The following is a 25120-nucleotide window of genomic DNA, read 5'->3' as shown; positions in this document are numbered from 1 at the left end:
TAATCGATTTGAGAGGGGGATGATGACGATTCGATGACTAGCTCATTTCAATTGTTGTTCAATCGTATCGAAGTTCGCTTCCATCATCGTCAAATAGGTCGATCCGTCTTTTCCTTCGGCACCGAGTGAATCGGTGTAGAGCGTACCACCGATCGGGACGCCGGTTTCACGCGAGACAGTTTCCATGCTCCGACGATCGACGCTTGTTTCGACGAACAGGACGGGAATCTCTTGTTGTTTAATCAAGTCGACGACGCGGCGAACTTGATCCGGCGTCCCTTGGTTATCTGAATTGATTTCCCAAATGTAATCGGCTTTAAAATCGTAAGCATCGCTAAAGTATTTAAAAGCACCTTCACTCGTAATCAGGTGGCGTTGTTCTTCCGGTATCCGGGCAAAGCGTTCTTTTGCTAGCGTATCGAGTGTTTCAAGTTCTTGAATATAGGACGATGCATTTTTTTCATAATCAGCTTTATGTTCCGGGTCTTCTTTAATGAGACCGTCTTTAACATTTTCGACATACTGAATTCCGTTTTGAAGATCGAGCCACGCATGGGGATCGGTTTCCTGTTCTTTCCCTTTAGATGTCAGGTACTTCGGATCGACACCTTGACTCAGTTCATAGACAGGAGCATCTTTATCGTCTTTGTTCGTACTTGAACGTAATTTGTTGAACCATGAACCTCCAGCTTCAAGGTTGAGTCCGTTGTAAAAGACGACATCGGCATCTGCCATTTTTCGAACATCCGTCGGAAGCGGGTCATATTCATGCGGGTTTGCTCCGATTTTGACCATACTATGGACCTCGACGTGTTCACCGCCGACGACGCGGGCCATGTCCTCTAAAATTGAATAGGTCGTGACGACCTGAAGTTTATCGTTGTCTGTTGATTCACTTGAACATCCAGCGAGTAGCGCGCTGAGACCGACGAGTGGAATGAACGTTTGTAATTTCATGAAGCAACCTCCTTTGTTGATGTTTTCCATTTCCGTATCAAGCCGTGGCGCGGGGAAAAAATGAAGACGAGCGCAAACAATGCGGTTGCGACGAGAACAATCGACGCACCGGAAGACAGATTGTACGTGAAGCTCAAGTAAAGACCGATGATGGCGGAAATCGTTCCGAAGCTGGCCGACAGGAAAATCATCCGTGAGAGCCGGTTCGTCAACAGATAGGCTGTCGCAGCAGGCGTAATCAGCATCGCGACGACGAGAATGATGCCGACGGTCTGTAAGGAGGCGACCGTGACGAGCGTCAACATCATCATCAGTAAATAATGGATGAATCGTGTCGAAAGACCATAGGCAGCTGCCATCGTCGGGTCGAACGAGGTCACGAGTAATTCCTTGTAAAAGAGATAAATGCCACCGAGGACGAGGATACCGATGATGAGGGTCATCCACATATCACTCGGACGGACGGCGAGCACGTTACCGAACAGGATGTGGTACAGGTCGCTGCTACTGCGTAAAAATGAAATCAGGATAATCCCGAGAGCGAAGGCGGACGTAAAGAGAATGCCGATCGCTGTATCATTCTTGATACGACTATTTTGGCTGACGAATCCAATTCCGAGTGCCGTCAACAGGCCCGTCGCGACCGCTCCGATGAAGAAGTTGATTCCAAGCAAGTAGGAAATCGCGACACCGGGTAAGACGGCGTGCGAAATCGCGTCGCCCATCAAAGACATGCCGCGCAAAATGATGAAACATCCGATCACGCCGCAAATCACACCGACCATGATGGACGTGATGAGTGCTTTTTGTAAAAAATCGTATTGAAAAATCGCTTCGATGAAATTCATGAGGAGACCTCCGCTTTCTTCAAGAAGGCAAGTGGATTCCCGTAAGCCCCTTCAATCGTATCTGCTTGCAAGACCTCTTCCGGTCGACCGTACGCGATTGCCGTCTTGTTAAGGAGTAATAATTCGTCAAAATAATCAGCTGCCTTACTCAAATCGTGATGGACGACGATGATCGTTTTGCCTTCGTCACGCAACGTGCGCAGGAGATCGATGATGACACGTTCACTGACGACATCGACACCGACGAACGGTTCGTCGAGTAATAAAAGTTCAGCTTCCTGGGCGAGCGCACGAGCTAAGAAGACCCGTTGTTGCTGTCCACCAGACAGTTCACCGATTTGGCGGTCGGCGAACTCACTCATGCCGACGCGTTCGAGACAAGCACTCGCAAAAGCGCGGTGGTGTTTGTTCGGTCGTTTGAACAACCCGAGCTTCGGATAACAACCGATCAGTACGGCATCGAGGACACGAATCGGAAAATCCCAATCGATGACACTCCGTTGTGGGACATAGGCGATTTGAGTTCGCGTCGCATCAATCGTTTGTCCGAGCAGGGTGATTTTTTCAGCTTGCGCAGGAATCAACTCCATCAAGGCTTTGATGAACGTCGATTTTCCGGCACCGTTCGGACCGATGATGCCGACGAGCTGACCGGATAAAATGTTTAACGACACATCTTCAAGTGCCGTCGTCTCAAAATAGGAGACAGATAATTGTTCTACTTCTATGGCGTACATCGTACATGCTCCTTTCAAATTTTAGTAGAGGTATAAAAAGTTTCCTTAGGGCAAAAAAAGAACTAAAAAAATTAGATTGCATAAAGTCATGTATCATTCGCTAAACTATAAATGTTTCCTTAGGGCAAACGTTAACGGGTTTGTCTGCAAATGTCAACTGGATTCAAAGGGGGAGCTTTTGAACATCTCATGCTAAGATAAAGAAGGAGAAAACGTGGGGGTGGTAACGTGAGTCAGTCGAATGAACAACAGTGGAAGTTATTGTTGCTGGATGCGCTGTTAAAAGAGCGTCGTGAACAAGCACAACAAGCGATTGAGGAAGTCTATCCCTATGACTTAGCAAAGCTTTATGTTGAGCTAGAACCAGTCGAGCAAGAACGGCTGCTTCGTTATCTCGATCACGAGCGTTTAGCAGATGTCATTGAGGAACTTGAGCTTGAACAACAATTAGAAGTCTTGCGTCGACTCGATGTCGAACATGCGGGTCACGTAATGGACTTGATGGAAAACGATGATTTAGTCGACATCTTAGAAGAGCTGCAAGAAGAGGAAGTCGACCGCCTTCTGTCCGGTATGCGTCAGGATGAAGCGCTCGTCGTCCGAAACCTGCTGACCTATCCGGTCGAGACAGCCGGTCGCTTGATGACAAACCGTTTTATTTGGGTTCCGGAGGACTTCACGGTCGGAGAGACCGTCGAAAAGATGCGTGACTATATCGAGTATTCGGAAACGATTAATTATGTCTATGTCGTCAATCAGTTGAGTGAACTCGTCGGTGTCATCTCATACCGGAATTTAATTCTCGCGAATAATGCCGAGCGGATTGGTGACGTCATGGATCGAAAAGTCATCCGTGTATCGGCTGAAACCGATCAGGAAGATGTCGCGAAGATGTTCGAACGCTATGACCTCGTTTCGTTACCTGTCGTCGAAGGCGATGTACTCGTCGGTCTGATTACGGTCGATGATGCGTTAGATGTTTTACGGGAAGAAGCGAATGAGGACATCGAGAAGCTGGCAGCGTCCGGTAAGTCGATTGATTTTGAGACGAAACCACTGATTGCCGCAACACGTCGGTTGCCTTGGTTGATTTTATTACTGTTCATCGGCCTCGTTTCCGGTTCGATCATCAGTCAGTTCGAGGAGACACTATCGAAAGTCGTTGCGCTCGCCTTCTTCATGCCGATGATTGCCGGGATGACCGGAAACACAGGAACGCAATCACTTGCGGTCGTCGTCCGGGGGTTGATTACACGGGAAGTCGACAAAAAGGTCGTTACGCGTTTGATTTTACGGGAATTCCGCGTCGGTTTAATCATCGGGGTGACGTGTGGAATTTTAATCGCCATCATTGCCTATGTCTGGCAGGGAAATCCGATTCTGGGTCTCGTCGTCGGTAGTTCGTTAATCATCACGTTGATTTTCGGAACGCTCGCCGGGACAATCATTCCGCTGATTTTGCACCGGTTGAAGATTGACCCGGCGATTGCCTCGGGTCCACTCATTACGACGCTCAATGACATTTTGTCGTTACTCGTTTATTTTGGGATTGCGACTGCCTTTATCAATCATTTGATGTGAAACATTGAAGAAGCACACCTGACGATTTGTCAGGCGTGCTTCTTTCGTGTAGACAAAGTTGCAGTTGTGAAATGAGAGCGTCGTTCTTTTCGTTGCTTTCCCCGCAGGAGTCAACGAAATGTGACACTTTTTAGGCGTGTCGCTTTGAAGACGAGAAAGCGCTATAAGGCAGTGCACCTACATGAACTCTTCGACCTCGATAAGCGATACATCGCCTGAATCAAGGCGTCATCCGTGTCCAAACGGCGAGCGGACCGATATCATCAAATCCGGCTTCGAGTGCTGTGATCAGTTGATCGCCATACTCGTAGCCGACGATTCGTTGCCCGGGAAAATGGGCTGAACTGAGCCGTATGACATCGTCCCATAAGCGCTCGTCGAGATAATCCGATGTTAAATACGAAAGTCCCGTCGTCTGTCCGTTCGAAAAAGCGATAAAGGCAGCTTGTTGTTGATCGGAGAAAAACAGGCGGACCTCTTTTCGATTGAATAGGTCACGTGGTAAGTCATGGACGTCGACGAGCTTGAAAAACTGTTCTGCAAGCCGCACGTTTGTCACGACCGTCCAGTCAGGCGGCAGGGCCCGACGATCATAAATCGGTTGGCGTGCAATCCACTCTGCTGTAAAGAGATGAGTCAGACCGTCTTTTGAAAAATCATAGCTCGCCGTACAATCTTTGATACTGCTTGCTGTATCGAACGTCAAGTGTTGATGGGGCGTCCGAATCATCACTTCTGGATACAGTGCAGGCACGTCTCCGGTCGCAATCCATTGATCGTCCGTTTCCTTTACGGTACAGCCGTGGAGCTCACAGATGAGCCGACACCAGTCGAAGTTGTTTTGAATCGCGGCTTGTCGCATCGGACGTTCTCCCTTCATCAATCTTCGTCGGGTTGCTTAATCAATACGTACGAGAGGGTAGCAATCAAGGTCAGGAACAGACCGCATCCAATCGTAATGTAGGCCATCGTGAAGATTTTACTAAGTGTCGTCGTCGGGACGAACGTCGGGTGACCGATCGTACTGAGCGTCGTGATGCAGAAATAGAGAGCATCGACGATCGATAAATTTTCTTCGGTGCTATAGAAAATTGTCCCGGAAACTAACGTCAACAAACAGAGGAACAGGAGTCCCTGGAAATAAGAAATCTGAAACGCTCGTCGAATGCCTTTGAACAACCGTGAAAAAATCGCTAAAAATGAAATCATACAAATCTCCTTAATGCTGACGCAATGTTTTGTCCATCGTATCATGAATCCGGTAATCATTTTTACCGTTGTTTTTGACGTCATACATCGCCTGGTCTGCATGGTGAATCAATGTATCAAGGTTGATCCCATGGTCAGGTGAGAAACTGATCCCGATACTCGTTCGGATGTCGATTAATTCTTTAGCTAGCGTGAAAGGATTGACTTGGAACCGCTCGAGCAAGGACGTCGCGAAGTGGTGCAGCTGTTCTGGTGTCTGGTCATAGAGCAATAAGAAAAATTCATCGCCTCCGACACGTGCCGCAAATCCGATTTCTGCAACATGTTCTTCTAGCAGCTGTGCGATGTGAATTAAATATTCATCACCGATTTGGTGACCAAACGTATCGTTGATCGCTTTGAATCCATCGAGATCGACGACGGCAATCGAGCAACTCGCGTGTTGTAAAAGTTCCGCCGCGGCTGTTTCGTAAAAGCTGCGCCGGTTCGGAATCTTCGTCAAGGGGTCGTTATAGGCGAAGAAACGAATCGCTTGTTCCGCCTCTTTCGAAGCTTGAATATCACGAATGAGCAACATCCCATGCAGTTCTTGTTCGATGAAAACGAAATCCCCATCCATGACGACATACCGTTCCTGTTTTTGAATCGTCGCGACTTTCGTTTCGTATTCGATGAATTGATTAGAAGAGTCAAAGTGGTGCGTGTAATGTTCGAGCCAGTCCGTTCGCTTGTTTTGCGGCAAGTAATCAAGGAACGACTGTCCGACGAGTTCCGTTTCTTCGAGCAGTTGATAGGCGGCCGGATTAGCACTTTCGATGACGCCACTGCGGTCTAGAAGAACGATGGCTGATGGGTTCAAGTTGTAGAGTGTCGCGAAGCGTGTTTGATAAGAAGCCAAGAAATCAAATCGACGCATTGACATCGTGATGGCAGCCGCCCAAAAGAGTCCGCCATACATATACGCATACGGTGGGATCTTGCCGTAAAACGAAAAGTAACCGAACAGAATGTTCCAGATGAGTGTGAGCGAAGCAGCGAAAATCAGTAAGGTGATAATCCCCCGCCGCGCATCGTTTAATTGTTTGCGTGTATAAACAAGTAACGTGAAGACCAAGGTGTGAAATACGTTTCCGACGGTGATCGTAATTAAATAAGATGAATTGAATTCTGGGTAGATGAACAGACCGACTTGTTCAAAACGTTGGCTGTTGATGACGTTCGTTTGAAAGAGATAAGTGACGAGGACGATGAGCATCGGTGCGTAAAAAATCCCGGGATACAAAAAACGGGGGATTTTTTTTCGAAGATTTGAGACACGAAAGATAAAGTGAAGAGACGTACTAAATACAAGTAATCCGGCATTCCCGAACCAGTACGTCACGAAAGCCGGACTCATTTCGATCGGCGAAGCATTTCGGAAAAATTCGCCTAAGAACATCATCCCGTAAGCAAATGTGAACAGACTTAACAGGCGGTGTTCCGCTCGTTTCGGGTTACGTAAAAAAATGTCGACGGCCATATAAAACATGATGAACGTGGGTAGTAGATAAACTGCGGCAAACAAAAATAATGTCGTCATGACAAGACCGCCCTTTCTAAGCTGTAGGTATATAGTCTCAGTATAGGACGTCTGACGAGAGGATGACGGCGTTTTTTTTACAAGAGGGAAATCATTCAAGATTTAATGTCAATTGACGTGTCTTCGTGATACCGATTAATCCAGACGGATCGGCAGATGTCTTATGCGCGACGAAAGCCTCGTCGACCGGTGTCGTACGGACGCGCAGCGGTTTTGGTTCTTTCATGTGGACGAGGGAATAAACCAACTCAGCGATTTCACGCGATGCTTGGCGCGTAGCATGGTGTTTCCGGTACAGACGTAAATAGTTTTCGACGATTGGTTTAAAATCATCCTCATGCAAGCCGCCTGACTGCTCGAGCTGGTCAAGAACGTTTGCCGTGAAGTTCGTCTCGACGGCACCGGGCTCAATCAGTGTCACATCAATTGAAAAGAACGGTTTGTAATAGGTCGCGAGGCTTTCGAGTAAACCTTCGACGGCAAATTTGCTCGCACAATAAATTTCATTGAGTGGTTGTCCGACGAGTCCGCTCGTACTTGAAGTCGCGAGCAAGTGACTCCCGTGCGGTGCCGCTTTTAACAGGGGCAGACACTGTTCAATCGTTCGCATCACGCCAAAGACGTTCGTCTCAAACAGTTGGTTGATCTCATAACTCGTCGCCTGCCCGATCGCCCGCAGTAAGCCTTGGCCGGCATTACAAAACAAGACATCGAGATGACCGACCTCTTGTTCGATTTGGTGAGAAGCTGCTTTCAAACTTTTCGTATCCGTGACATCAAGTGTAATGAAGCGAAGGTGAGTGGAACTAAAGTCTTCAAGTGTTTCCGTTCGTTCGCGTACCCCCGCGTAAACCGTCCATCCGGCTTCAGCAAAGCGACGAGCTGTCGCTAATCCGATTCCTGACGAGGCACCCGTAATTAACATGGATTTCATATCGTCGTCCCTCCTTATCTAATGTGGCGTTAGTTTCCTTTACCCGAATCCGGATACGTTTTATTTGCATTAAAATTGCAATTTTTAATGAAAAAAATTAAAATAAAAGAAAGGATTGAATATAAGGAAGGTGCTTTATGGGTCAAGCAGAACGATTACAAAAGATGCGTGAATGGATTAAGACGACGCCGGAGCTGACGCTCGATCAACTGGTCGAAACGTATCAAATTTCGCGGGATACAGCACGGCGTGACATCATTCAACTGGAAAGTGAAGGCGATATCATTCGCATCAAAAACGGGCTTGTTCGTGCGGGGGCGAAGCGCACCTTGAAGTACGATCAACGGACGGAGCAACCAGAGAAGGAACGGATTGCAAAACGGGCCGCGATGCGAATCAAGCAGGATGACCGGATTGTACTCGATGCGGCGACGACGGTCGCGAAGATGACGGCGTATATCCCGTTCTATTCCTTACAGGTCATCACCAATTCACTCGAAATCGCGGAGCAGATCGGCGAACGGGCAAACGTCGACTTGTATGTCACGGGTGGCAAGTTCGATCCGCATGCGAAGAGTCTCGTTGGTATCAAAACAGCGGATGACATCCTGCATTATCAAGTCGACCGCGTGTTCCTCGGAGCGTGTGGACTGACAAGTGAAGGGGTGTTCGCAGAAAATTTAGAAGAAGCGATCGTCAAAAAGGCGATGGTTCGGAGCGGGGCAGAAGTGATCGTCTTAGCCGACCGGACGAAGTTCGACAAACGTTTTTTCCATAAAGTCTGTAGCTTAGAACAACTCGATGTCCTGATTACGAACGAGCGCCCATCTGCGGATTGGGAAGAACGACTACATCAAGCAGACGTCACGATTGAAGTGGCGAAGGAGGAATTGACATGACACCGATTCAAACCACGATTGTCGGATTCGGCTTTTCAGCTGTAACGTTCCATGCCCCACTACTCGATGCGTTACCCGAATTCCATGTGCGACAAGTCGTCTCACGTGACGCGGAAAAAGTCCACCGTGTCTTTCCGGAAGCGCGTGTCGTTACGACGCTCGACGAGGCCTTGCACGATCAAGCGACAGAGCTCGTCGTCATCACGACACCGACAGGTCTTCATTTCGAGATGGCGAAACAAGCAATCGAAGCAAACAAACATGTCTTACTCGAAAAACCGGCCGTTGTTACGATTGAGGAAGGGGAGGCGCTACGGGCACTTGCCGAACAACATCGGGTGCATGTCGCCGTGTATCACAACCGTCGCTATGACGGTGACTTCCTGACGGTCGAGCAATTGATAGAAGCCAATGAAATCGGTGACTGGCAACTTCTCGAGTCACGTTTTGACCGTTATCGTCCGGTCGTCCGTGACCGCTGGCGGGAGAAGCAGGGAGCGGGTTCCGGCATCTTGTTTGATCTCGGTTCCCATTTGATTGACCAAGCGCTTGCCTTGTTCGGTGAACCGGACGAATTGACGGGTGACGTCTTGATGCAACGTGACGGGGCAGAGACGGATGACGGCTTCCATATCACGCTGCACTATGGCAAACGCCGGGTGATTCTTCGCTCGACATCGTTCGTCCAAGGACCGACACCACGTTTTGAGTTGCACGGTACGCGGGGAAGCTATGTGAAATACGGGATGGACCCGCAGGAAGCGCGACTTGCTTCAGGACGGGAAGCGGACGGGACATTAGGTGAGGACGACCCGGAGGACTTTGGTCATCTGCAGCTGGCAGAACAGGCAGCAGAACGACTGGAAACGCTATCCGGAAACTACCTCGGCTATTACCGCGACTTAGCGGACGGGTTAGCGACAGGACGACTGCCGGTCGACTTGCATGATGCTTTGAAGACAATGAAGCTGATTGAAGCCGTCCGCAAAAGCAGTGAAGACGGACGGACGATTCGTCGGAAGGAGTGGGACAGATGAACATCGAAACTTTACTCGAACAAGAACAACAGCTCGTCTTGACGAGTTTGACGAATCAAGAGGCGATTGCTGCCGGACAATACGTCATTGAGCGGGCACTGCGCGAAGAGTTAGCGGTTGCCGTCGAAATCAAACGCAATGGGCAACGTCTCTATTACGCGGCACTCGAAGGAACGGCTCCCGATCAAGAAGAATGGATTCGCCGGAAATCAAACGTCGTCACCCGTCATGGGCACAGCTCGCTCTACATGCGTGTCTACAATGAACTGAAACAACGGTCCTACCATACGATGTACGCCGTTGCACCAGCCGATTATGCGGATGCGGGGGGATCGTTTCCGATTCAGGTCGCAGGCGTCGGGATCATCGGTACACTGACCGTGTCCGGATTGTCGCAAGAGGCCGATCATCAATTAGCGGTCGATGCGTTGACTTTTTTAAAACAACGAATGGCGTAAGGAAAAACCGTGTCCCCGATTCAGGGAACACGGTTTTTTCGATTGTTAAAAATAAAAAATGTTTCTTATATCTGTTTCCGATTGTTCGATTTTACTAGTTCGTGGGTGACTTTCTCACCGGATGCAGGTACGAATCCGAGGCGCCGATAAAAACCATCTGCGGCATCAGAGAAGAGTACGAGCCGGTCGTAACTTAAGAAAGCTTCCCGGATCATTTTCTCGAGTAAGCTCGTTCCGACTCCTTTGGACCGTGCTTCAGGTAAAACATAGACGTGGCGAATCCGGCCGGTCGAAGCTTCGTGCGGTTGTTTCGTATAACCACCACAGGCGATAGGTTGCCCCATCGGCGAAAGAACGATGAATAGCGCCTCACCGGTCTCTTGAAAGGTTTCATCGCGACGATTTCGTAACATGTGCTCAATAAATTGAAATCCTTCCTGCGAGCTTTTCGCAAGTAAAGGCAACCAATTATAGCTGTCAAAATCGTTCACTCGTTCAACTGTCATCTCCATCGTCAATTCCTCCTTCTTCTCCCTGCATTATTCCTTTTTTAGTGAGGACAGAAACACAAAAATGAAGCAAATTAATCTTTTTTCGAATAGAGACTGGATTTTTAAAAGCCATTTTGCGTATAATGAGAAGTAATGGATTGAACGCAAATGAAAGGAAGTGGCCGTCACAATGAGCCTCAGCCGTTTGAGTAAAGAAAAAATTACTGAACTTTCACTGATTGAATTCGTCAATGAAATGCTTCAAGAAGCTGGCGAACAGCCAATCACTTTCGATGACATCACGAAAGAAATTGAAAAGTATCATTCGTTTACAGGTGAAGAAGACAAGTTCGAGAAACTTGCTCAACTCTATACAGACATGAATATCGACGGAAACTTCGTTAACGTCGGAGCAAACCGTTGGTCACTCCGTGCTTGGTATCCGTTTGATAAATCAGACGAGGATCTCGTCATCGAAGCACGTCAACGTGGTGAACTCGATGAATTCGAAGAAGAGTTCAACTATGACGCAGAAGAAGATGAATTCGAGACGATCGAAGATGACCTCGATACATTCGCGAAGACAGCGGACTATGATTCAGCTGACGACACGGAAGACGATTCTTTCAAGAAAGTTGCAGCAATCGACGATCTTGAAGATGATTTAGAAGAAGACGATCTCGAAGACTTCGAGGACGACGAAGAAGAAGTATAAACAACCGTACAGCTGCGATTTCGAGTAAGAAATCGTAGTTTTTTCATTGACGGCTGACTAAGGACGAAAGATTTTTATTTGTTAAAAATCTGCTTGACGAAGTTTTCGGAATGACGTAAGTTAGTCATGGGCTTCTTTAAGCAACGTGCTTAATTTCAGCAAAAGTGTCTCCTGCAAATGGGGGCACTTTTGCTTTTTTTATTTTATTAGACCTCTGCTAGATTTTTGGACTTGAGAAGGGAGCATTTTATTCATGACAAAGTATATTTTCGTAACCGGTGGGGTAGTATCTTCGCTTGGAAAAGGAATCACGGCTGCTTCACTCGCACGGTTGCTCAAAAACCGTGGTCTGAACGTCACGATTCAAAAATTTGACCCATACATCAACATCGATCCAGGTACGATGAGCCCATATCAACACGGTGAAGTATTCGTAACGGATGATGGCGCTGAGACCGATCTTGATTTAGGTCACTACGAGCGTTTCATCGACATCAACTTGAGCCAAAACGCAAACGTGACATCCGGTCGCATCTATTCGACAGTTCTCAAAAAAGAGCGTCGCGGTGATTACAACGGTGGAACGGTTCAGGTCATTCCGCACATCACGAATGAAATCAAGGATCGTGTCTTCCGTGCCGGTAAAGAGACAGGCGCAGATGTCGTCATCACGGAGATTGGTGGAACAGTAGGGGATATCGAGTCGCTTCCGTTCATCGAAGCCATTCGCCAAGTCAAGAACGATATCGGAAAAGAAAACGTCATGTATGTTCACTGTACGCTCGTCCCGTATCTTGCAGCAGCAGGTGAATTGAAAACGAAACCGACACAACACAGTGTCAAAGAACTCCGCAGCTACGGAATTCAGCCGGATATCATCGTGCTTCGTTCAGAGCATGCGGTCCCGCAAGAAATGAAAGATAAAATCGCACTCTTCTGTGATACACGTCCGGAAGCCGTCATCGAAGCACAAGATGCATCGACATTATACGAAGTACCGCTCAACTTGCAACGTCAAGGCATGGATCAACTCGTTTGCGATTACTTCAAGTTCGATACACCGTCAGCTGACATGACAGCGTGGAAGCAACTCGTCCATACGGTGACGCATCTTGAGAAAAAAACGAAGATTGCACTCGTCGGAAAATACGTTGAGCTCCGTGACGCGTACATCTCAGTTGCTGAATCGCTCAAACACGCCGGTTTCGCCTTCAATAGTGACATCGACATCGACTGGATCAATGCAGAAGACGTGACGCGTGAAAACGTCGCCGAATTACTTGGTTCAGCAGATGGAATTCTCGTTCCAGGCGGATTCGGAGAACGCGGCATCGAAGGAAAAATCGAAGCGACGCGTTTCGCGCGTGAAAACAACGTTCCGTTCTTCGGCATCTGTCTCGGCATGCAGCTTGCAACAGTCGAATTCGCACGTAACGTCTTGAACCTCGAAGGCGCACACTCGGCTGAAATCGACCCGTCGACACCATATCCGATCATCGACTTGCTCCCTGAACAAAAGGACATCGAAGATCTCGGTGGAACGCTGCGTCTCGGTCTTTACCCGTGTAAGCTTGAAGAAGGTTCAAAAGCACGTGCGGCGTATTCGAGCGAGCTTGTCTACGAACGTCACCGTCACCGTTATGAGTTCGGGAACGAGTTCCGTGAGCAGTTCGAAGCGAACGGCATGATTTTCTCGGGTACGAGTCCGGACGGCCGTCTCGTTGAAATCATCGAGATTCCAGAACACAAATGGTTCGTCGCGTGTCAGTTCCACCCGGAATTGATTTCACGTCCAGAACGTCCGCAAGCACTCTTCCATGACTTCATCCGAGCGTCACTTGGAGAATAAGAAGTAGGACAAGCAAATCAACCCCCTGTCTCCAAGCGGAAACAGGGGGTTTGGCGTGTAGAGATTATTTTGGATGGTATACGATGTACCCTTTGAATCTTAACAATCGCCTATCAAATCCAATCCATATTACTATAGAAGAAAAGCGTCAATCCCACTCTTCCGTCATCTCTTGCAGTTGCGTCAAGATATGTGTCAGCAAAAAGGCTCCGAGGGCAAGGCTTGGCAACCCGTGACGCGAGCCGTCTTCAGCCGGGAGCAACCCTTTATTGAATTTTAAGGCGAGTGGTGCGATGGAGCGCTCGAGCGTCTCCGTTACATCTCCAAGCGTGACAATCGCATATGGTGTATGCCATGAGTCATAGCGGGCGAGTGATGCTTGGAAGTCGGGGCGTTCCGTATCCGGTGTAAATATGAGAATCCGGTCGACGGCATGGAGTGTTTTATGATTTTTAATCTTTGAGACACGTTTCATTTGGTCCGGACCTTCGGACAACATCGGATAAAGGCCTTCGAATTCGCCGTAAGCATCAACATAAACGGTACCCTCTCCGACGAGCGCTTGAGCCAGCAAACGGACGACATCGAACAATTCATCCTCTTGTTTGACGAGACTTTGAAGTTTTCCATTGAATTGAGTCGCTAAAATTTTCATCATGGGTGAACATCCTCTCTAAATTTCTATCACAGACAGTATATAGCAAGTTTTACTTTAATGTAGAATGGAAATAACTAGAGGGGGAGTGTGAAAGATGAAAGGGAGACTACTCATCGCAGAAGATGAGCCGGGCATTCGGAATTTATTGGCACAGTTATTCAAGGCGCAAGGGTACATCACGGATTTAGCGGTCGATGGAATCGAGACGATCGAACGATTACGCGAAGCGGATTACGATCTGCTGTTGATGGACGTCAACATGCCTGGCAAAACGGGAATTGAAGTGTTGCGTCATCAAGACCAAATCGGACGTCCGGTCCGGACGATTTTAATGACGGCGCTCAGTGAAAAAGAAGCGATGGAAGAAGCGAAACGACTCGGCGTCGTCGCCTTCTTCGGAAAGCCGTTTGATATCTTTGAACTGAAAAAAGAAGTGACTGTGCAGATTTCGAGCGATGTAAGCGGTTAATCCTTCACGTCGTCGACACAAACCTGAAAACTGAGTGAAATGCTGTACGTTCAAGCGAATCAGTATGTTATAATCAGTCTGAAATTACACGATCCCGTGTAAGCAGCGATCAAAACAGAGGAGGATGTCATTATGCCATTAGTATCTATGACAGACATGTTAAACAAAGCTCTCGAAGGTAAGTATGCAGTAGGTCAATTCAACATCAACAACCTCGAGTGGACACAAGCGATTCTCGGTGCGGCTCAAGAAGAGCAATCACCAGTTATCCTTGGTGTATCTGAAGGTGCAGCACGTCACATGGGCGGATTCTACACAGTTGTTAAAATGGTAGAAGGTCTCGTTCACGACATGAAGGTAACAGTTCCTGTTGCAATTCACCTCGACCACGGTTCAAGCATTGAAAAATGTAAAGAAGCGATCGACGCTGGATTTACATCTGTAATGATCGATGATTCACACAGCCCAATCGACACAAACATCGAAACAACTAAAGCAGTTGTTGAATATGCACACGCTAAAGGTGTTTCTGTAGAAGCAGAAGTTGGAACTGTCGGTGGACAAGAAGACGACGTCGTCGGTGACGTTATGTACGCCAAACTTGACGAGTGCGTTCGCATCGTTAAAGAAACAGGAATCGACACGCTCGCTCCAGCACTCGGTTCTGTACACGGACCTTACAAAGGTGAACCAAACCTTGGTTTTGCTGAAATGGAAGAAATCCGTAACGCGACAGACCTTCCACTCGTTCTTCACGGTGGTACTGGAATCCCGACGCACGATATCGAAAAAGCGATTTCGCTCGGTACTTCTAAAATCAACGTCAACACAGAGAACCAAATCTCATTCGCGAAAGTCGTTCGCGAAGTATTGGCTGAGAAACCAGAAGCATATGACCCACGCGTATTCATCGCACCAGGTCGCGAAGCAATCAAACAAACAGTCATCGGCAAGATGCGTGAGTTTGGTTCAAGCAACAAAGCATAATTTTTATCCTTCTAAAATGCGGTAGACTCCGGTCTATCGCATTTTTTTTCATCTAGAAAGCAAACTGTTTTTGGAAAACGTTAGGACTTCGGGCGAAAAAAATTTATAATGGAACAGTAAGCGATTTCAAGGGAATACTTTAAGGGATGAAAGGGGAAAGATTAAAATGAGATTTTTTATCGACACAGCGAACGTAGAGGATATTAAAAAAGCACATAAAATGGGGATTTTAGATGGGGTTACGACAAATCCATCACTCGTCGCGAAAGAAGGCGTCGACTTCCATACACGTCTCCGTGAGATTTGTGAAATCGTCGGGGATGTATCCGTCAGTGCGGAAGTCATCGCACTCGATGCAGAAGGAATGATTCGTGAAGGGAAGGAACTCGCACAAATCGCACCGAACATTACGGTAAAGGTTCCGATGACACCTGCTGGTCTTGAGGCAGTTGCAGCATTGTCAAAAGAAAAAATTACGACGAACGTGACATTGATTTTCAATCCGAACCAGGCACTTCTCGCAGCACGTGCTGGAGCGACATACGTTTCGCCGTTCCTCGGACGTCTCGATGACATCGGGCAAGATGGAATGGGACTCGTCGAAACGATTGCGCAAATCTTCGTTGTCCATGATATTCCGACACAAATCATTGCAGCATCGATTCGTAATCCGATTCATGTCACGAATGCAGCACTTGCAGGTGCAGATATCGCGACGATTCCGTTCAACGTCATTGAGTCGTTGACACACCACCCATTGACGACTCAAGGAATCGAGAAGTTTCTCGCGGACTGGGAAAAAGCCCAGCAATAATAGATGGTGAAGAAAGGTTGATGGATAGTGGACATTTTGCATATCGTAGGGCAACAACGCCTTGAAGGAACGGTCTTGATCAGCGGTTCGAAACAAAGTGCGATTCCATGCCTCGCGGCCGCACTCTTGACGGATCAGCAAGTCGTACTTGAGGGTGTGCCGGACATTGGCGACGTTACGACGATGATCCAAATCATGGAGACGCTTGGAGCCGTCGTGACACGTCAAGGCGATATGGTGACGATTGACCCGAGTCAAGTCGAACCAATGCCTTTGACGGGAGCGGAGACACGGAAATTACGTGGATCAATCTACCTCATGAGCATTCTTGCAGCGCGATTTAAACAGGGGGTCGTCGGTCTACCCGGTGGCTATGCCATCGGTCCTCGACCGATTGATTTGCATATTAAAGCACTCGAGCGTCTCGGTGTTTCGATGCGGAACGAACAAGGTGTTTACTACATGCGTGTCGAAGAGTTAAAGGGTAACCGCATCTATCTTGATTTACCTTCCTTCGGTGCGACAATCAGTGCGTTACTCGTCGCCGTCATGGCTGAAGGAACGACAGTGATTGAAAATGCCGCCTGTGATCCGGAAGTGATCGATGTCAGTACGATGCTTACGAACATGGGAGCGAGTGTCAAAGGTGCAGGGACCGATGAAATTCGCATCAAAGGGATTAAATCGCTTCAAGGCTGTCGTCATACACTGATTCCTGACCGGATGGAGGCGGGAACGTTTCTGACGATGGGCGCCGTCCTTGGACGCGTCACGGTCGACAACGTCATTCCGTTACATCTGGAAAGCATCATTCAAAAGCTCGAACGGTTCGGTGCGAAGGTTGAAGTCGCAGACGATGCAGTCACGGCTTCAATCGGGGAAATGAAACCGGTCGATATCAGGGTTTTCCATTACGGTGGGTTTCCGAGTGACATGCAACCAATCATCTCAGCGGCGCTTCTGCAAGCGAAGGGTGCGAGCATCGTCGTTGATAAGCTGTACCCCCAACGTTTCCGTCACGTCCAAGAAATGCGTCGCCTGAGTGCACGGATTACGCATGAGGATGCTGCTTCCATCATCATCCGCGGTGGTGAAACGTTGTTTGGGACAGAACTCGAGGCGAAAGATCCGCGTGGCGCGGCAGCACTCGTTCTAAGTGGAATGCTCGCTTCAGGCGAAACGTTGTTGCATCATGCTGAACTCATCGATCAAAGTTATGAACGGTTCGATGAAAAGTTAAAAGGGCTCGGGGCCCTCGTATGGCGCGAAACGGTCTGACCGATTTTTAGCAAAAGAGAGGGGACATACACATGGAAAGAAGTCTATCAATGGAACTTGTACGCGTAACGGAGGCAGCGGCACTTGCCTCTGCCCGCTGGATGGGGAAAGGTTTGAAGAATGAGGCAGATGACGCGGCGACGAGCGCAATGCGTGATGTCTTCGATACGATCCCGATGAAGGGAACGGTCGTCATTGGCGAAGGTGAGATGGATGAAGCACCGATGCTCTACATTGGAGAAAAGCTTGGAAATGGATATGGCCCACGACTCGATGTTGCCGTCGACCCGCTTGAAGGAACGAACATCGTCGCAAAAGGAACATGGGGTGCGCTTGCCGTACTCGCTGTTGCAGATGCTGGCGATTTGCTCCATGCACCGGACATGTATATGGATAAAATTGCTGTCGGTCCGGAAGCGGCAGGTCACGTCAGCTTAGATGCGACGATTGAAGAAAACATCGCCGCTGTCGCGAAAGCTAAAAATAAAGACATCGAAGACGTCGTCGTCTCGATTCTTGATCGTGAACGTCATGAAGAAGTCATTCAACGGATTCGGGCAACGGGAGCACGGATTCGCTTGATTGGTGACGGCGATGTCGCAGCGGCAATCAATACCGCATTCCCGCATACAGGGATTGATTTACTGCTCGGTTCAGGTGGGGCACCGGAAGGCGTACTCGCAGCCGTAGCACTCAAGTGTCTCGGTGGTGAACTCCAAGGTCGTCTGCTTCCGGCAGACGAGGCGGAAGTCGCACGCTGTAAGAAGATGGGGATTGAAGATCCGTCAAAAATCCTCATGATGGACGATCTTGTTTCAGGAGATGACTGTATCTTTGCTGCAACGGGCGTAACGGACAGCGAGCTGATGAAAGGTGTTCAGTTCTCCGGCCAAGGTGGACAAACGCACTCTGTCGTCATGCGCGCAAAATCAGGAACCGTTCGTTTCGTCGAAGGACATCACTCGTTCAAAAAGAAACCGAAGCTCGTCATCAAGTAATGCATGAAACTGAGCAAAACAAAGAAAGACCTTTCCGATTTTTTCGGAAAGGTCTTTCAGACTGTAGACAAAGTGCTATCAGGAGAAAAAGCGTCTTTATTCGTTGCTTTCCTCGGGCGAGGCGCAAGCCGTTGCTCCTTGGTCCTTACGGACAACGAGCAGGGTCTTGCCTGCCTCTGAACGTGCGTTAAAAACGCACTTTTCCCCGTAGGAGTCAACGAAACATGACGCTTTTTAGCTAATACCGTGACCAAAAAGAAGGGCATGGAGACGTTTTAGAGCGCAATCCGTTTCGAATCGCTTAGAACCGCGAAAAGCAATCGGTCGCGACCCTGCAGCTTTGCTGTAGCGGCGTGACCGATTGCCGCTTTGAAGACGAGGCGAGACAGGGAAGCGCGAACGGATTGCATCTCGATACCATATGTTTACGCTTTTTAATAGTTTGTCTACACGCTGAAAGACCTTTCCGATTTTTTCGGAAAGGTCTTTTTCTTTTGTGAACCAACTATTCTTTCAACGGTGCTTGGACGGAAGCGCTCATCTTTGTGAGTGTTTGACGTGGTAAGAGCCGCGTCAGGAAAACATAGAAGGCATTGCTTGCACCAGGAATCACCAGCGTCTTGCCTTGCATGTATCCATCGAAGGATAGCTTAGCGACGGTTGGCGCATCCATGATGCCGGGGCGTTTAAACAAACGGGAAGCAGACAGGCCGGCCGTCGCTTCGAAATCGGTATGGGTCGCACCGGGACAAACCGCCGTGACTTGAATGCCGTAAGGCGCGAGTTCCTCTGCTAAAGCTTCGGAAAAACTTAAGACGTAGGCTTTTGTTGCATAATAGACGGCTAGGAACGGACCGGCTTGAAATGCTGCCGTCGAAGCGATCTGTACGATCCGACCTTGTATACCTTGGTCCCGCATCCGCTGTGCATAAGCTTTTGTCAGATGAGTCAGGGCTCGGATGTTGACATCAATCATGTTCAGTTCGCGTGAAAGTTCGGTTTCGAGAAACTCACCAAATAATCCGAAGCCGGCATTGTTGATTAAGAGATCGACCGAATCATCTTTTGTCGCCCGAAGGAGGGCTTCGATGTGGAGGGGCTGTCCGATATCGTAAGGATAGACCTCAGCCGTTCCTCCTTCTTGTTCGACGAGATACTTCGTCTCGAACAGTTTTTCGGCATTGCGCCCGACGAGCAGCAGATGATCTCCTTGCATGCCATGTAACCGTGCGAGCTCGCGACCGATGCCTGCCGAGGCTCCTGTAATCAATACGTTCATAGGATCACGCTCCTGTTTCGTGGATTGAATTGATAGAAAAAGGGTATTAACTAGACGATAGCGCAGAACAAACAAAAAAGCGATTGAGCCGATGCTCAACCGCTTGGTCGATCGTGTTTGGATTAAAGGTAAGAACCGGCTCCGACGAGACGTGAACCCCAGTATCCTGATTTGAAGCTTGAGTATTTAACGCCACCCGTTTCCGAGTTGACCATGCTTGTCTTGCTTGTCGCGATACCAACGTGTTGGATGCCGCTACCGTGTGAGAAGAAGACGAGATCTCCCGGTTGAACGCTTGAGACGCTGACTTTCTTAGATGAAGAGTATTGTGAAGAAGACGAGCGTGGAAGTGTTTTTCCAGCTGCTTTCTTATAAACGTAGCTTGTGAAACCAGAGCAATCAAAACCGCGTGTTGTTGTACCGCCCCAGACGTAAGGCGTACCTTTATGTTTTGCTGCTTCGCTTAAGATCTTTGTACGTGTTGAAGAAGAAGTCGTTGTTTTCTTAGCTGTTGAAGTTGATGTTTTTTTCTTGTATGTTTTTGTATACTTCGTGTACACGTAACGTGTTTTCCCACCGTAATAAATCTTCGTCCAGCTACCTGACTTTCCTTTATAACGGAATGTTTGACCTGCGTTAACTTTACCGACGATTGAAGATTTTGTAGAGGCACCTGAACGAACGCGTAATCCGTTATCCATGATTTTGACTTTAGTAATTGTAGCAGCTTCAACTTTACCTGTTCCCACTGATGCAAAACCTGAAACCACTAATGCTGCTGTCGCGACCGATGCTAGAAAACGTTTCATATGTGAATTCCTCCATTTTAATTAAAATTTATGTGACCGAGTTATATAATGAAATCATTAAGTGTTTGTTTAGGCAGTCATCCTTACGACTTTGTAAGTTTTTCTCTGCAGGAATATCTTAGCATGCGGTCGTGTGAAAACGTTTTTTCAGTTCCGCTACAAAATACCGCTTTTTTGTAATATAACTGCAATAATATCGTGGAATATTACAAAGAAGAAATTTCCATTCGCTAAATCACGACGAAAGTGGTAGATATGTGATACCTTTAATTCACAAAAGATTTTTTTGCTTTATCATTAAATACGTTACAGAACTTTGCTGTTGAATTTATAAAGAATAGGTGAATGCATATGCCAACTGAAAAAACCGATAAACCAGAACGTTCCTATACACTTGCCCAACTCGGTAATCTGACATTGAAGGATCTATATGAAATTGCGAAAGCAAAAAATGTTCCGCAATACCGGGAAGCGCGAAAGCGTGAGTTAATGTTCAAGATTTTAAAAGCACAAGCAGAATCAACCGGTCTCTACTTCCTCGAAGGGGTGCTTGAAGTCATCCCCGGCAATCCACAGATGCAAAACGATGGTGGCTTCGGCTTCCTTCGTCCCATCAACTACTCACAATCCTCTGAAGATATCTACATCGCCGCTTCACAAATTCGTCGTTTTAATCTTCGTAATGGAGATGTCGTCACGGGAAAAGTCCGGCCACCGAAGGAAAATGAACGTTTCCAAGGTTTATTGAGCGTTGAAGCAGTGAATGGAGAAGCGCCGGACACGGCACGAAACCGTTTATTCTTCCCTGCGCTGACACCGATCTACCCCGATCGTTTAATGCGTCTTGAAACAGAACCGCGTCATCTGTCGGTTCGTGTCATGGACATGATTGCGCCGGTCGGATTCGGGCAACGCGGATTGATTGTCGCACCACCGAAGGCAGGGAAGACGTCCTTGTTAAAAGAGATTGCGAATTCGATTCAAGTCAACCATCCGGATGTTGAGTTAATCATTCTTTTGATTGATGAACGACCGGAGGAAGTGACGGATATCGAACGTTCCGTACCGGGAGCAGACGTCGTCAGTTCGACGTTTGATGAGACACCGGATAATCACGTTCGGATTTCAGAACTCGTCCTTGAGCGGGCGATGCGTCTCGTCGAGCATAAAAAAGATGTCGTCATCTTGATGGACTCGATCACACGTCTGACGCGTGCCTATAACCTGACCGTCCCGCAAAGCGGACGGACCTTATCAGGGGGGATTGACCCGGCTGCCTTCCATAAACCGAAACGTTTCTTCGGAGCAGCACGGAACATCGAACATGGCGGCAGTTTGACGATTCTCGCGACAGCACTCGTTGAGACCGGTTCACGGATGGACGATGTCATCTATGAAGAATTTAAAGGGACCGGCAACATGGAGCTTCATCTTGACCGTAAACTATCAGAGCGTCGCATCTTCCCGGCGATCGATATCCGGAAATCCGGCACACGGAAAGAAGAGTTGCTCCTACCGAAAGATCAACTCGATGCGTTGTGGACGATTCGTCGGACGATGAATGAATCAAACGAGTTCGTCGACAGTTTCTTGCGCAAGATTAAGGATACGAAAAATAATGAAGAATTCTTCGTTGAACTGTTGAAGGAAAAGAAGAAGCCGATTCGCCGGGCAGCAGCTAAACCACGGACGATCAAAACAGATACACCGACTTGAAAATAGGTATTGCGAGACGATGAAAAATCGTTTAGTATAGGAAGGTAACTTACTCTGGCTCAGCAAATGAACCAGGGCGGAAGGAGAGAAATCAACCATGAAACAAGGAATTCACCCAAACTACAACAAAGTTGTATTTATGGATTCAACTACTGAGTACAAATTCTTAACTGGTTCTACTCGTTCTTCGAACGAAACAATCACTTGGGAAGATGGAAACGAGTACCCACTCATCCGCGTGGATGTGTCTTCGGACTCGCACCCATTCTACACTGGTCGTCAAAAGTTCAACGCTGCAGACGGTCGTGTCGATCGCTTCAACAAAAAATACGGCCGCAAGTAATTGCGACCTATCCATTAAAAAACAGCCTGTCTCCATCACTGGAGCAGGCTGTTTTTGTATAGACTGAACTGGGCGCGATAGGTAAGGTAAGTCTTCAACACGAACGATGAGCCGATTGCGCCGGCAATGCCGGTGACGTACGGGAGCAAGTCAGGATTTGTCGCGAATTGTTCGAAGAGACGACTGAAGGAAAAATGTCGGCCGAGGAAAAAACCTGCGCCGAGAAAGACACTAATCCAAATCAAAGCCCCGGTATACGCATAGGCGGCGAAAACCCGAAACGGCATCTTCGAAACACCGGCAAAAAAAGCGGACAGTTGGCGAAGTCCAGGTATGTAGTAACCGATAATCAAGACCGACTTGCCGTAACGAAGAAAGCCGGCTTCTGCTGTGACAATGTGTTTTTCAGAAATGCGAAACTTCGGTCCGATTCGATGAAGCAACGGCATTCCGAGTTTCAGACCAAGCAGGTAGCTGATCGTCATCCCGATACAGCTTCCGGCGTAAGCGGCGAGAATCGTTCCGATTAAGGGTAGATTACCTTGATGCATCCAAAAACCGGACATGATCAGTAACGTTTCATCCGGAACAGGAAGCCCGATGATCCCCCCGGCTAGAAGGATCGCAAGTCCGAATGAACCATATTGATGAAGCACTTCATGTAATATGTGATGGATCGGGAACACCTTCCTTCATAAATTCTTCTTCTATAGTGTACAGGAAATGAGGACTGGTTAAAACGACAAGGTGGGGAATCATGGGAATGAACGGATGGATTTTTGATTTCGAGAAGTCAACTCTTTTCCTTATATTCGATTCGGGCTATACTCGTTAAAGTGACTAATTTTAGAGGACGGTGTCTGCAATGATGCATGTAATAAATCAGTATGGTTGGATTGAAGTGATTTGCGGAAGTATGTTCTCTGGTAAGTCGGAAGAACTGATTCGACGCGTTCGCCGGGCTCAGTACGGGAAGTTGCCGGTCCAAGTGTTTAAACCGGCAATTGACGACCGTTATCATGAAGAACATGTCGTTTCGCACGTCGGCAACTCTGTCATCGCGGTACCGATGGCGACGAGCCGTGACGTGTACGCGGCAGTCGCACAAGAGACACAAGTGGTCGCGATTGACGAAGTTCAGTTCTTTGATGATGAAATCGTCGATGTCATCGAGGCCCTCGCGCAGGACGGAAAACGTGTCATCTGTGCCGGACTCGATCAAGACTTCCGGGCGGAACCATTCGGTAAGATGCCGGAACTTCTCGCACGGGCAGAGTTCGTCACGAAACTGCAGGCGATCTGCCTGTCGTGCGGTGACCCGGCATCGCGGACGCAACGTTTAATCGACGGTCGACCTGCCAACTACAATGATCCAATCATTTTAGTCGGCGCGTCAGAGTCGTATGAGCCGCGTTGCCGCCACTGCCATGAAGTGCCGGGGAAATCGCAAGCCCTGCAACAATGGAAGAAACAGCAACAGAACTGATGAAGTAAACGAAGGACTGATTCATCAGTCAGGACAACATCAATCAAATGGCCGATACTCCCATCGTTTCAAGGGAGCATCGGCCATTTTTTTGCGCATTCATATTGTTTTGGACGGCTTAGTCGATGCTTGAAACACGCATCGAAACAGTCTTCATCCCTTGCTTTCGCGCAGGAAAGACATCAACCGGTGTGGGTCAAACGACTATATTGGTGCACAAAGTGTGTTGCCTCGCGGACAATCGCTTCTTGATCATAATCGAGGGTCGCGACATGATAGGAGTCAAGCAGGCAATAGCTCCGTTTGTCCGTCGAACCGATGACTTGATAAAGGTAATCCGAACTTTCAGGCGGGACGACATGGTCTTCGGCAGAATATAAAATAAGTGTTGGAATCTCGATGGCTGGTAAGAGTGGACGTGTCTGGTCAATCAAGGTCAAAAGTTCCGATGCGCAGACGACAGGGACCTGGTCATAGATGATTTCAAACGCTTCACGTTTAATGTCTGGGGTACTTTCTTTTAAGTAGCGTGGACAGTCTTCAAAAGATAATGCTTCATAGGCAGGAATCGCTAGTGCTGCATTGATCGTAATCAATCCGTTAGCAGGTAATCCTTCCGCGACGAGTGCAAGGGCAAGTGTCGCACCCATCGATTGTCCGGCGATGAAAATGGACGAACAATGATTGGTTAAGACGTCGAACCCTTGGCGGAGGCTTTGTTTCCAATCTTCGGCAGTCGACGCTTCGAAATCACGGATGCTCGTCCCGTGTCCGTCGAGACGCGGGGCATACACGGTAAACCCTTGGGCGGCAAACTGCTCTCCGACAGTACGGACGCTTTGAGGGGTTGCGTTAAAACCGTGAGACAGTAAAATACCGATTGGACCTCGTTCAATCAAAAAAGCTTCTGCGCCAAACAGGACAGGTGATGATGAATTCATAAAGGGTTCCTCCTTCTATTAAAAAACTCGTAGTGCTTTAGGCGCACT

Annotated in this window: 28 protein-coding genes; 14 read left to right on the top strand and 14 right to left on the bottom strand. The window is 48.1% G+C overall.

From position 1 onward, the window contains the following. Positions 1–42: 42 nt before the first annotated feature. The 3 genes from KNP88_RS09480 to KNP88_RS09470 are packed head-to-tail and all read right to left on the bottom strand — an operon-like array spanning position 43 to position 2542. Positions 43–957: a metal ABC transporter substrate-binding protein gene (locus tag KNP88_RS09480; protein ID WP_214893441.1), complete on the bottom strand. Its 915-nt coding sequence runs from the start codon at positions 955–957 to the stop codon at positions 43–45. Beyond that, complete coding sequence (locus KNP88_RS09475; RefSeq protein WP_214893439.1) at positions 954–1805, bottom strand: metal ABC transporter permease; 852 nt, start codon at positions 1803–1805, stop codon at positions 954–956. The genes KNP88_RS09480 and KNP88_RS09475 overlap by 4 nt, the downstream gene beginning before the upstream one ends. Beyond that, positions 1802–2542 (bottom strand): metal ABC transporter ATP-binding protein, encoded by a 741-nt coding sequence (locus KNP88_RS09470; RefSeq protein WP_214893437.1) that lies wholly within the window; start codon positions 2540–2542, stop codon positions 1802–1804. The genes KNP88_RS09475 and KNP88_RS09470 overlap by 4 nt, the downstream gene beginning before the upstream one ends. Before the next feature lie 228 nt (positions 2543–2770). On the opposite strand from KNP88_RS09470, the gene mgtE reads away from it, so the two are divergent. Then, positions 2771–4123, top strand: coding sequence for a magnesium transporter (mgtE, locus tag KNP88_RS09465; protein WP_159173287.1), 1353 nt, complete (start codon positions 2771–2773; stop codon positions 4121–4123). 220 nt (positions 4124–4343) lie between these two features. Here the strand turns inward: mgtE and KNP88_RS09460 are convergent, their stop codons facing one another. The 4 genes from KNP88_RS09460 to KNP88_RS09445 form a co-directional block, all read right to left on the bottom strand. After that, positions 4344–4985 carry a hypothetical protein gene (locus tag KNP88_RS09460; protein WP_214893435.1) on the bottom strand — a complete coding sequence of 214 codons (642 nt, stop codon included), beginning with the start codon at positions 4983–4985 and terminating at the stop codon, positions 4344–4346. A 17-nt stretch (positions 4986–5002) separates the two neighbouring features. Continuing rightward, entirely contained in the window at positions 5003–5332 is a 330-nt protein-coding gene (locus tag KNP88_RS09455) for a potassium channel family protein (RefSeq protein WP_029331830.1), read from the bottom strand. Positions 5333–5342: 10 nt separating this feature from the next. Further along, the gene (locus tag KNP88_RS09450) at positions 5343–6911 is read right to left on the bottom strand and encodes a GGDEF domain-containing protein (RefSeq protein WP_214893433.1); all 1569 of its coding nucleotides are present in this window, start codon (positions 6909–6911) and stop codon (positions 5343–5345) included. Between the two features lie 91 nt (positions 6912–7002). Continuing rightward, positions 7003–7845, bottom strand: coding sequence for an SDR family NAD(P)-dependent oxidoreductase (locus KNP88_RS09445; RefSeq protein ID WP_214893431.1), 843 nt, complete (start codon positions 7843–7845; stop codon positions 7003–7005). A 137-nt stretch (positions 7846–7982) separates the two neighbouring features. Here KNP88_RS09445 and KNP88_RS09440 point away from each other — a divergent pair, with 137 nt between their 5' ends. Genes KNP88_RS09440 through KNP88_RS09430 form a run of 3 tightly spaced genes read left to right on the top strand, consistent with a single transcriptional unit; the run spans position 7983 to position 10239 of the window. Then, positions 7983–8744, top strand: coding sequence for a DeoR/GlpR family DNA-binding transcription regulator (locus tag KNP88_RS09440; RefSeq protein ID WP_214893429.1), 762 nt, complete (start codon positions 7983–7985; stop codon positions 8742–8744). After that, positions 8741–9781, top strand: a complete 1041-nt coding sequence (locus KNP88_RS09435; protein WP_214893427.1) for an oxidoreductase — start codon at positions 8741–8743, stop codon at positions 9779–9781. Before KNP88_RS09440 ends, KNP88_RS09435 begins: the two co-directional genes overlap by 4 nt. Then, positions 9778–10239, top strand: a complete 462-nt coding sequence (locus KNP88_RS09430) for a heme-degrading domain-containing protein (RefSeq protein ID WP_214893425.1) — start codon at positions 9778–9780, stop codon at positions 10237–10239. Before KNP88_RS09435 ends, KNP88_RS09430 begins: the two co-directional genes overlap by 4 nt. A 65-nt stretch (positions 10240–10304) precedes the next feature. Here KNP88_RS09430 and KNP88_RS09425 read toward each other — a convergent pair whose 3' ends face one another. Further along, on the bottom strand, positions 10305–10751 hold the full coding sequence (locus tag KNP88_RS09425; RefSeq protein WP_214893424.1) for a GNAT family N-acetyltransferase: 447 nt from the start codon (positions 10749–10751) through the stop codon (positions 10305–10307). Between the two features lie 184 nt (positions 10752–10935). On the opposite strand from KNP88_RS09425, the gene rpoE reads away from it, so the two are divergent. Beyond that, on the top strand, positions 10936–11445 hold the full coding sequence (gene rpoE / locus KNP88_RS09420) for a DNA-directed RNA polymerase subunit delta (RefSeq protein WP_239456773.1): 510 nt from the start codon (positions 10936–10938) through the stop codon (positions 11443–11445). A 253-nt stretch (positions 11446–11698) separates the two neighbouring features. Then, positions 11699–13294 (top strand): CTP synthase, encoded by a 1596-nt coding sequence (locus KNP88_RS09415; protein WP_029331814.1) that lies wholly within the window; start codon positions 11699–11701, stop codon positions 13292–13294. 148 nt (positions 13295–13442) lie between these two features. On the opposite strand, the gene KNP88_RS09410 is transcribed toward KNP88_RS09415, so the two are convergent. Next, the gene (locus tag KNP88_RS09410; RefSeq protein ID WP_214893423.1) at positions 13443–13952 is read right to left on the bottom strand and encodes a DUF2529 family protein; all 510 of its coding nucleotides are present in this window, start codon (positions 13950–13952) and stop codon (positions 13443–13445) included. A gap of 94 nt (positions 13953–14046) precedes the next feature. Here KNP88_RS09410 and KNP88_RS09405 point away from each other — a divergent pair, with 94 nt between their 5' ends. The 5 genes from KNP88_RS09405 (at position 14047) to glpX (ending at position 18498) form a co-directional block, all read left to right on the top strand. Further along, a complete protein-coding gene (locus KNP88_RS09405; RefSeq protein ID WP_214893422.1) occupies positions 14047–14421 on the top strand; it encodes a response regulator in 375 nt (124 codons plus the stop codon). A 132-nt stretch (positions 14422–14553) separates the two neighbouring features. Then, the gene (fba, locus tag KNP88_RS09400; protein WP_214893421.1) at positions 14554–15408 is read left to right on the top strand and encodes a class II fructose-1,6-bisphosphate aldolase; all 855 of its coding nucleotides are present in this window, start codon (positions 14554–14556) and stop codon (positions 15406–15408) included. Between the two features lie 166 nt (positions 15409–15574). Next, a complete protein-coding gene (gene fsa / locus KNP88_RS09395; protein WP_029331801.1) occupies positions 15575–16222 on the top strand; it encodes a fructose-6-phosphate aldolase in 648 nt (215 codons plus the stop codon). A gap of 27 nt (positions 16223–16249) precedes the next feature. Then, entirely contained in the window at positions 16250–17500 is a 1251-nt protein-coding gene (gene murA / locus KNP88_RS09390) for a UDP-N-acetylglucosamine 1-carboxyvinyltransferase (RefSeq protein ID WP_214893420.1), read from the top strand. A gap of 32 nt (positions 17501–17532) precedes the next feature. Next, positions 17533–18498, top strand: coding sequence for a class II fructose-bisphosphatase (glpX, locus tag KNP88_RS09385; protein WP_029331797.1), 966 nt, complete (start codon positions 17533–17535; stop codon positions 18496–18498). A gap of 275 nt (positions 18499–18773) precedes the next feature. On the opposite strand, the gene KNP88_RS15745 is transcribed toward glpX, so the two are convergent. The 3 genes from KNP88_RS15745 to KNP88_RS09375 all read right to left on the bottom strand — a co-directional run bounded on the left by KNP88_RS15745 (position 18774) and on the right by KNP88_RS09375 (position 20586). Continuing rightward, a complete protein-coding gene (locus KNP88_RS15745) occupies positions 18774–18908 on the bottom strand; it encodes a hypothetical protein (protein ID WP_256442617.1) in 135 nt (44 codons plus the stop codon). Between the two features lie 95 nt (positions 18909–19003). Beyond that, positions 19004–19777, bottom strand: a complete 774-nt coding sequence (locus tag KNP88_RS09380; protein ID WP_214802905.1) for an SDR family NAD(P)-dependent oxidoreductase — start codon at positions 19775–19777, stop codon at positions 19004–19006. 122 nt (positions 19778–19899) lie between these two features. After that, on the bottom strand, positions 19900–20586 hold the full coding sequence (locus KNP88_RS09375; RefSeq protein ID WP_088837995.1) for a C40 family peptidase: 687 nt from the start codon (positions 20584–20586) through the stop codon (positions 19900–19902). Between the two features lie 351 nt (positions 20587–20937). Here KNP88_RS09375 and rho point away from each other — a divergent pair, with 351 nt between their 5' ends. Together rho and KNP88_RS09365 are read left to right on the top strand one after the other, a co-directional pair. Further along, positions 20938–22302 carry a transcription termination factor Rho gene (gene rho, locus KNP88_RS09370; protein WP_029331794.1) on the top strand — a complete coding sequence of 455 codons (1365 nt, stop codon included), beginning with the start codon at positions 20938–20940 and terminating at the stop codon, positions 22300–22302. Between the two features lie 97 nt (positions 22303–22399). Further along, positions 22400–22645, top strand: coding sequence for a type B 50S ribosomal protein L31 (locus KNP88_RS09365; RefSeq protein ID WP_012371588.1), 246 nt, complete (start codon positions 22400–22402; stop codon positions 22643–22645). Between the two features lie 35 nt (positions 22646–22680). On the opposite strand, the gene KNP88_RS09360 is transcribed toward KNP88_RS09365, so the two are convergent. Continuing rightward, positions 22681–23331, bottom strand: a complete 651-nt coding sequence (locus KNP88_RS09360) for a DedA family protein (RefSeq protein ID WP_214893419.1) — start codon at positions 23329–23331, stop codon at positions 22681–22683. 182 nt (positions 23332–23513) lie between these two features. Here KNP88_RS09360 and KNP88_RS09355 point away from each other — a divergent pair, with 182 nt between their 5' ends. Beyond that, positions 23514–24131: a thymidine kinase gene (locus tag KNP88_RS09355; RefSeq protein ID WP_034801409.1), complete on the top strand. Its 618-nt coding sequence runs from the start codon at positions 23514–23516 to the stop codon at positions 24129–24131. A 182-nt stretch (positions 24132–24313) separates the two neighbouring features. Here KNP88_RS09355 and KNP88_RS09350 read toward each other — a convergent pair whose 3' ends face one another. Then, positions 24314–25072 carry an alpha/beta hydrolase gene (locus tag KNP88_RS09350; RefSeq protein WP_214893417.1) on the bottom strand — a complete coding sequence of 253 codons (759 nt, stop codon included), beginning with the start codon at positions 25070–25072 and terminating at the stop codon, positions 24314–24316. Positions 25073–25120 lie beyond the last annotated feature (48 nt).

The sequence above is a fragment of the Exiguobacterium sp. H66 genome, assembly GCF_018618705.1.
GTDB lineage: Bacteria > Bacillota > Bacilli > Exiguobacteriales > Exiguobacteriaceae > Exiguobacterium_A > Exiguobacterium_A oxidotolerans.
This window is presented reverse-complemented; position numbering and strand designations above follow the sequence as displayed.

Coding starts and splice junctions, on each gene's coding strand:
- KNP88_RS09480 (WP_214893441.1), bottom strand. CDS start 957: ATGAAATTACAAACGTTCATTCCACTCGTCGGTCTCAGCGCGCTACTC.
- KNP88_RS09475 (WP_214893439.1), bottom strand. CDS start 1,805: ATGAATTTCATCGAAGCGATTTTTCAATACGATTTTTTACAAAAAGCA.
- KNP88_RS09470 (WP_214893437.1), bottom strand. CDS start 2,542: ATGTACGCCATAGAAGTAGAACAATTATCTGTCTCCTATTTTGAGACG.
- KNP88_RS09460 (WP_214893435.1), bottom strand. CDS start 4,985: ATGCGACAAGCCGCGATTCAAAACAACTTCGACTGGTGTCGGCTCATC.
- KNP88_RS09455 (WP_029331830.1), bottom strand. CDS start 5,332: ATGATTTCATTTTTAGCGATTTTTTCACGGTTGTTCAAAGGCATTCGA.
- KNP88_RS09450 (WP_214893433.1), bottom strand. CDS start 6,911: ATGACGACATTATTTTTGTTTGCCGCAGTTTATCTACTACCCACGTTC.
- KNP88_RS09445 (WP_214893431.1), bottom strand. CDS start 7,845: ATGAAATCCATGTTAATTACGGGTGCCTCGTCAGGAATCGGATTAGCG.
- KNP88_RS09440 (WP_214893429.1), top strand. CDS start 7,983: ATGGGTCAAGCAGAACGATTACAAAAGATGCGTGAATGGATTAAGACG.
- KNP88_RS09435 (WP_214893427.1), top strand. CDS start 8,741: ATGACACCGATTCAAACCACGATTGTCGGATTCGGCTTTTCAGCTGTA.
- KNP88_RS09430 (WP_214893425.1), top strand. CDS start 9,778: ATGAACATCGAAACTTTACTCGAACAAGAACAACAGCTCGTCTTGACG.
- KNP88_RS09425 (WP_214893424.1), bottom strand. CDS start 10,751: ATGGAGATGACAGTTGAACGAGTGAACGATTTTGACAGCTATAATTGG.
- KNP88_RS09415 (WP_029331814.1), top strand. CDS start 11,699: ATGACAAAGTATATTTTCGTAACCGGTGGGGTAGTATCTTCGCTTGGA.
- KNP88_RS09410 (WP_214893423.1), bottom strand. CDS start 13,952: ATGATGAAAATTTTAGCGACTCAATTCAATGGAAAACTTCAAAGTCTC.
- KNP88_RS09405 (WP_214893422.1), top strand. CDS start 14,047: ATGAAAGGGAGACTACTCATCGCAGAAGATGAGCCGGGCATTCGGAAT.
- fba (WP_214893421.1), top strand. CDS start 14,554: ATGCCATTAGTATCTATGACAGACATGTTAAACAAAGCTCTCGAAGGT.
- fsa (WP_029331801.1), top strand. CDS start 15,575: ATGAGATTTTTTATCGACACAGCGAACGTAGAGGATATTAAAAAAGCA.
- glpX (WP_029331797.1), top strand. CDS start 17,533: ATGGAAAGAAGTCTATCAATGGAACTTGTACGCGTAACGGAGGCAGCG.
- KNP88_RS15745 (WP_256442617.1), bottom strand. CDS start 18,908: ATGCAATCCGTTCGCGCTTCCCTGTCTCGCCTCGTCTTCAAAGCGGCA.
- KNP88_RS09380 (WP_214802905.1), bottom strand. CDS start 19,777: ATGAACGTATTGATTACAGGAGCCTCGGCAGGCATCGGTCGCGAGCTC.
- KNP88_RS09375 (WP_088837995.1), bottom strand. CDS start 20,586: ATGAAACGTTTTCTAGCATCGGTCGCGACAGCAGCATTAGTGGTTTCA.
- rho (WP_029331794.1), top strand. CDS start 20,938: ATGCCAACTGAAAAAACCGATAAACCAGAACGTTCCTATACACTTGCC.
- KNP88_RS09365 (WP_012371588.1), top strand. CDS start 22,400: ATGAAACAAGGAATTCACCCAAACTACAACAAAGTTGTATTTATGGAT.
- KNP88_RS09355 (WP_034801409.1), top strand. CDS start 23,514: ATGCATGTAATAAATCAGTATGGTTGGATTGAAGTGATTTGCGGAAGT.
- KNP88_RS09350 (WP_214893417.1), bottom strand. CDS start 25,072: ATGAATTCATCATCACCTGTCCTGTTTGGCGCAGAAGCTTTTTTGATT.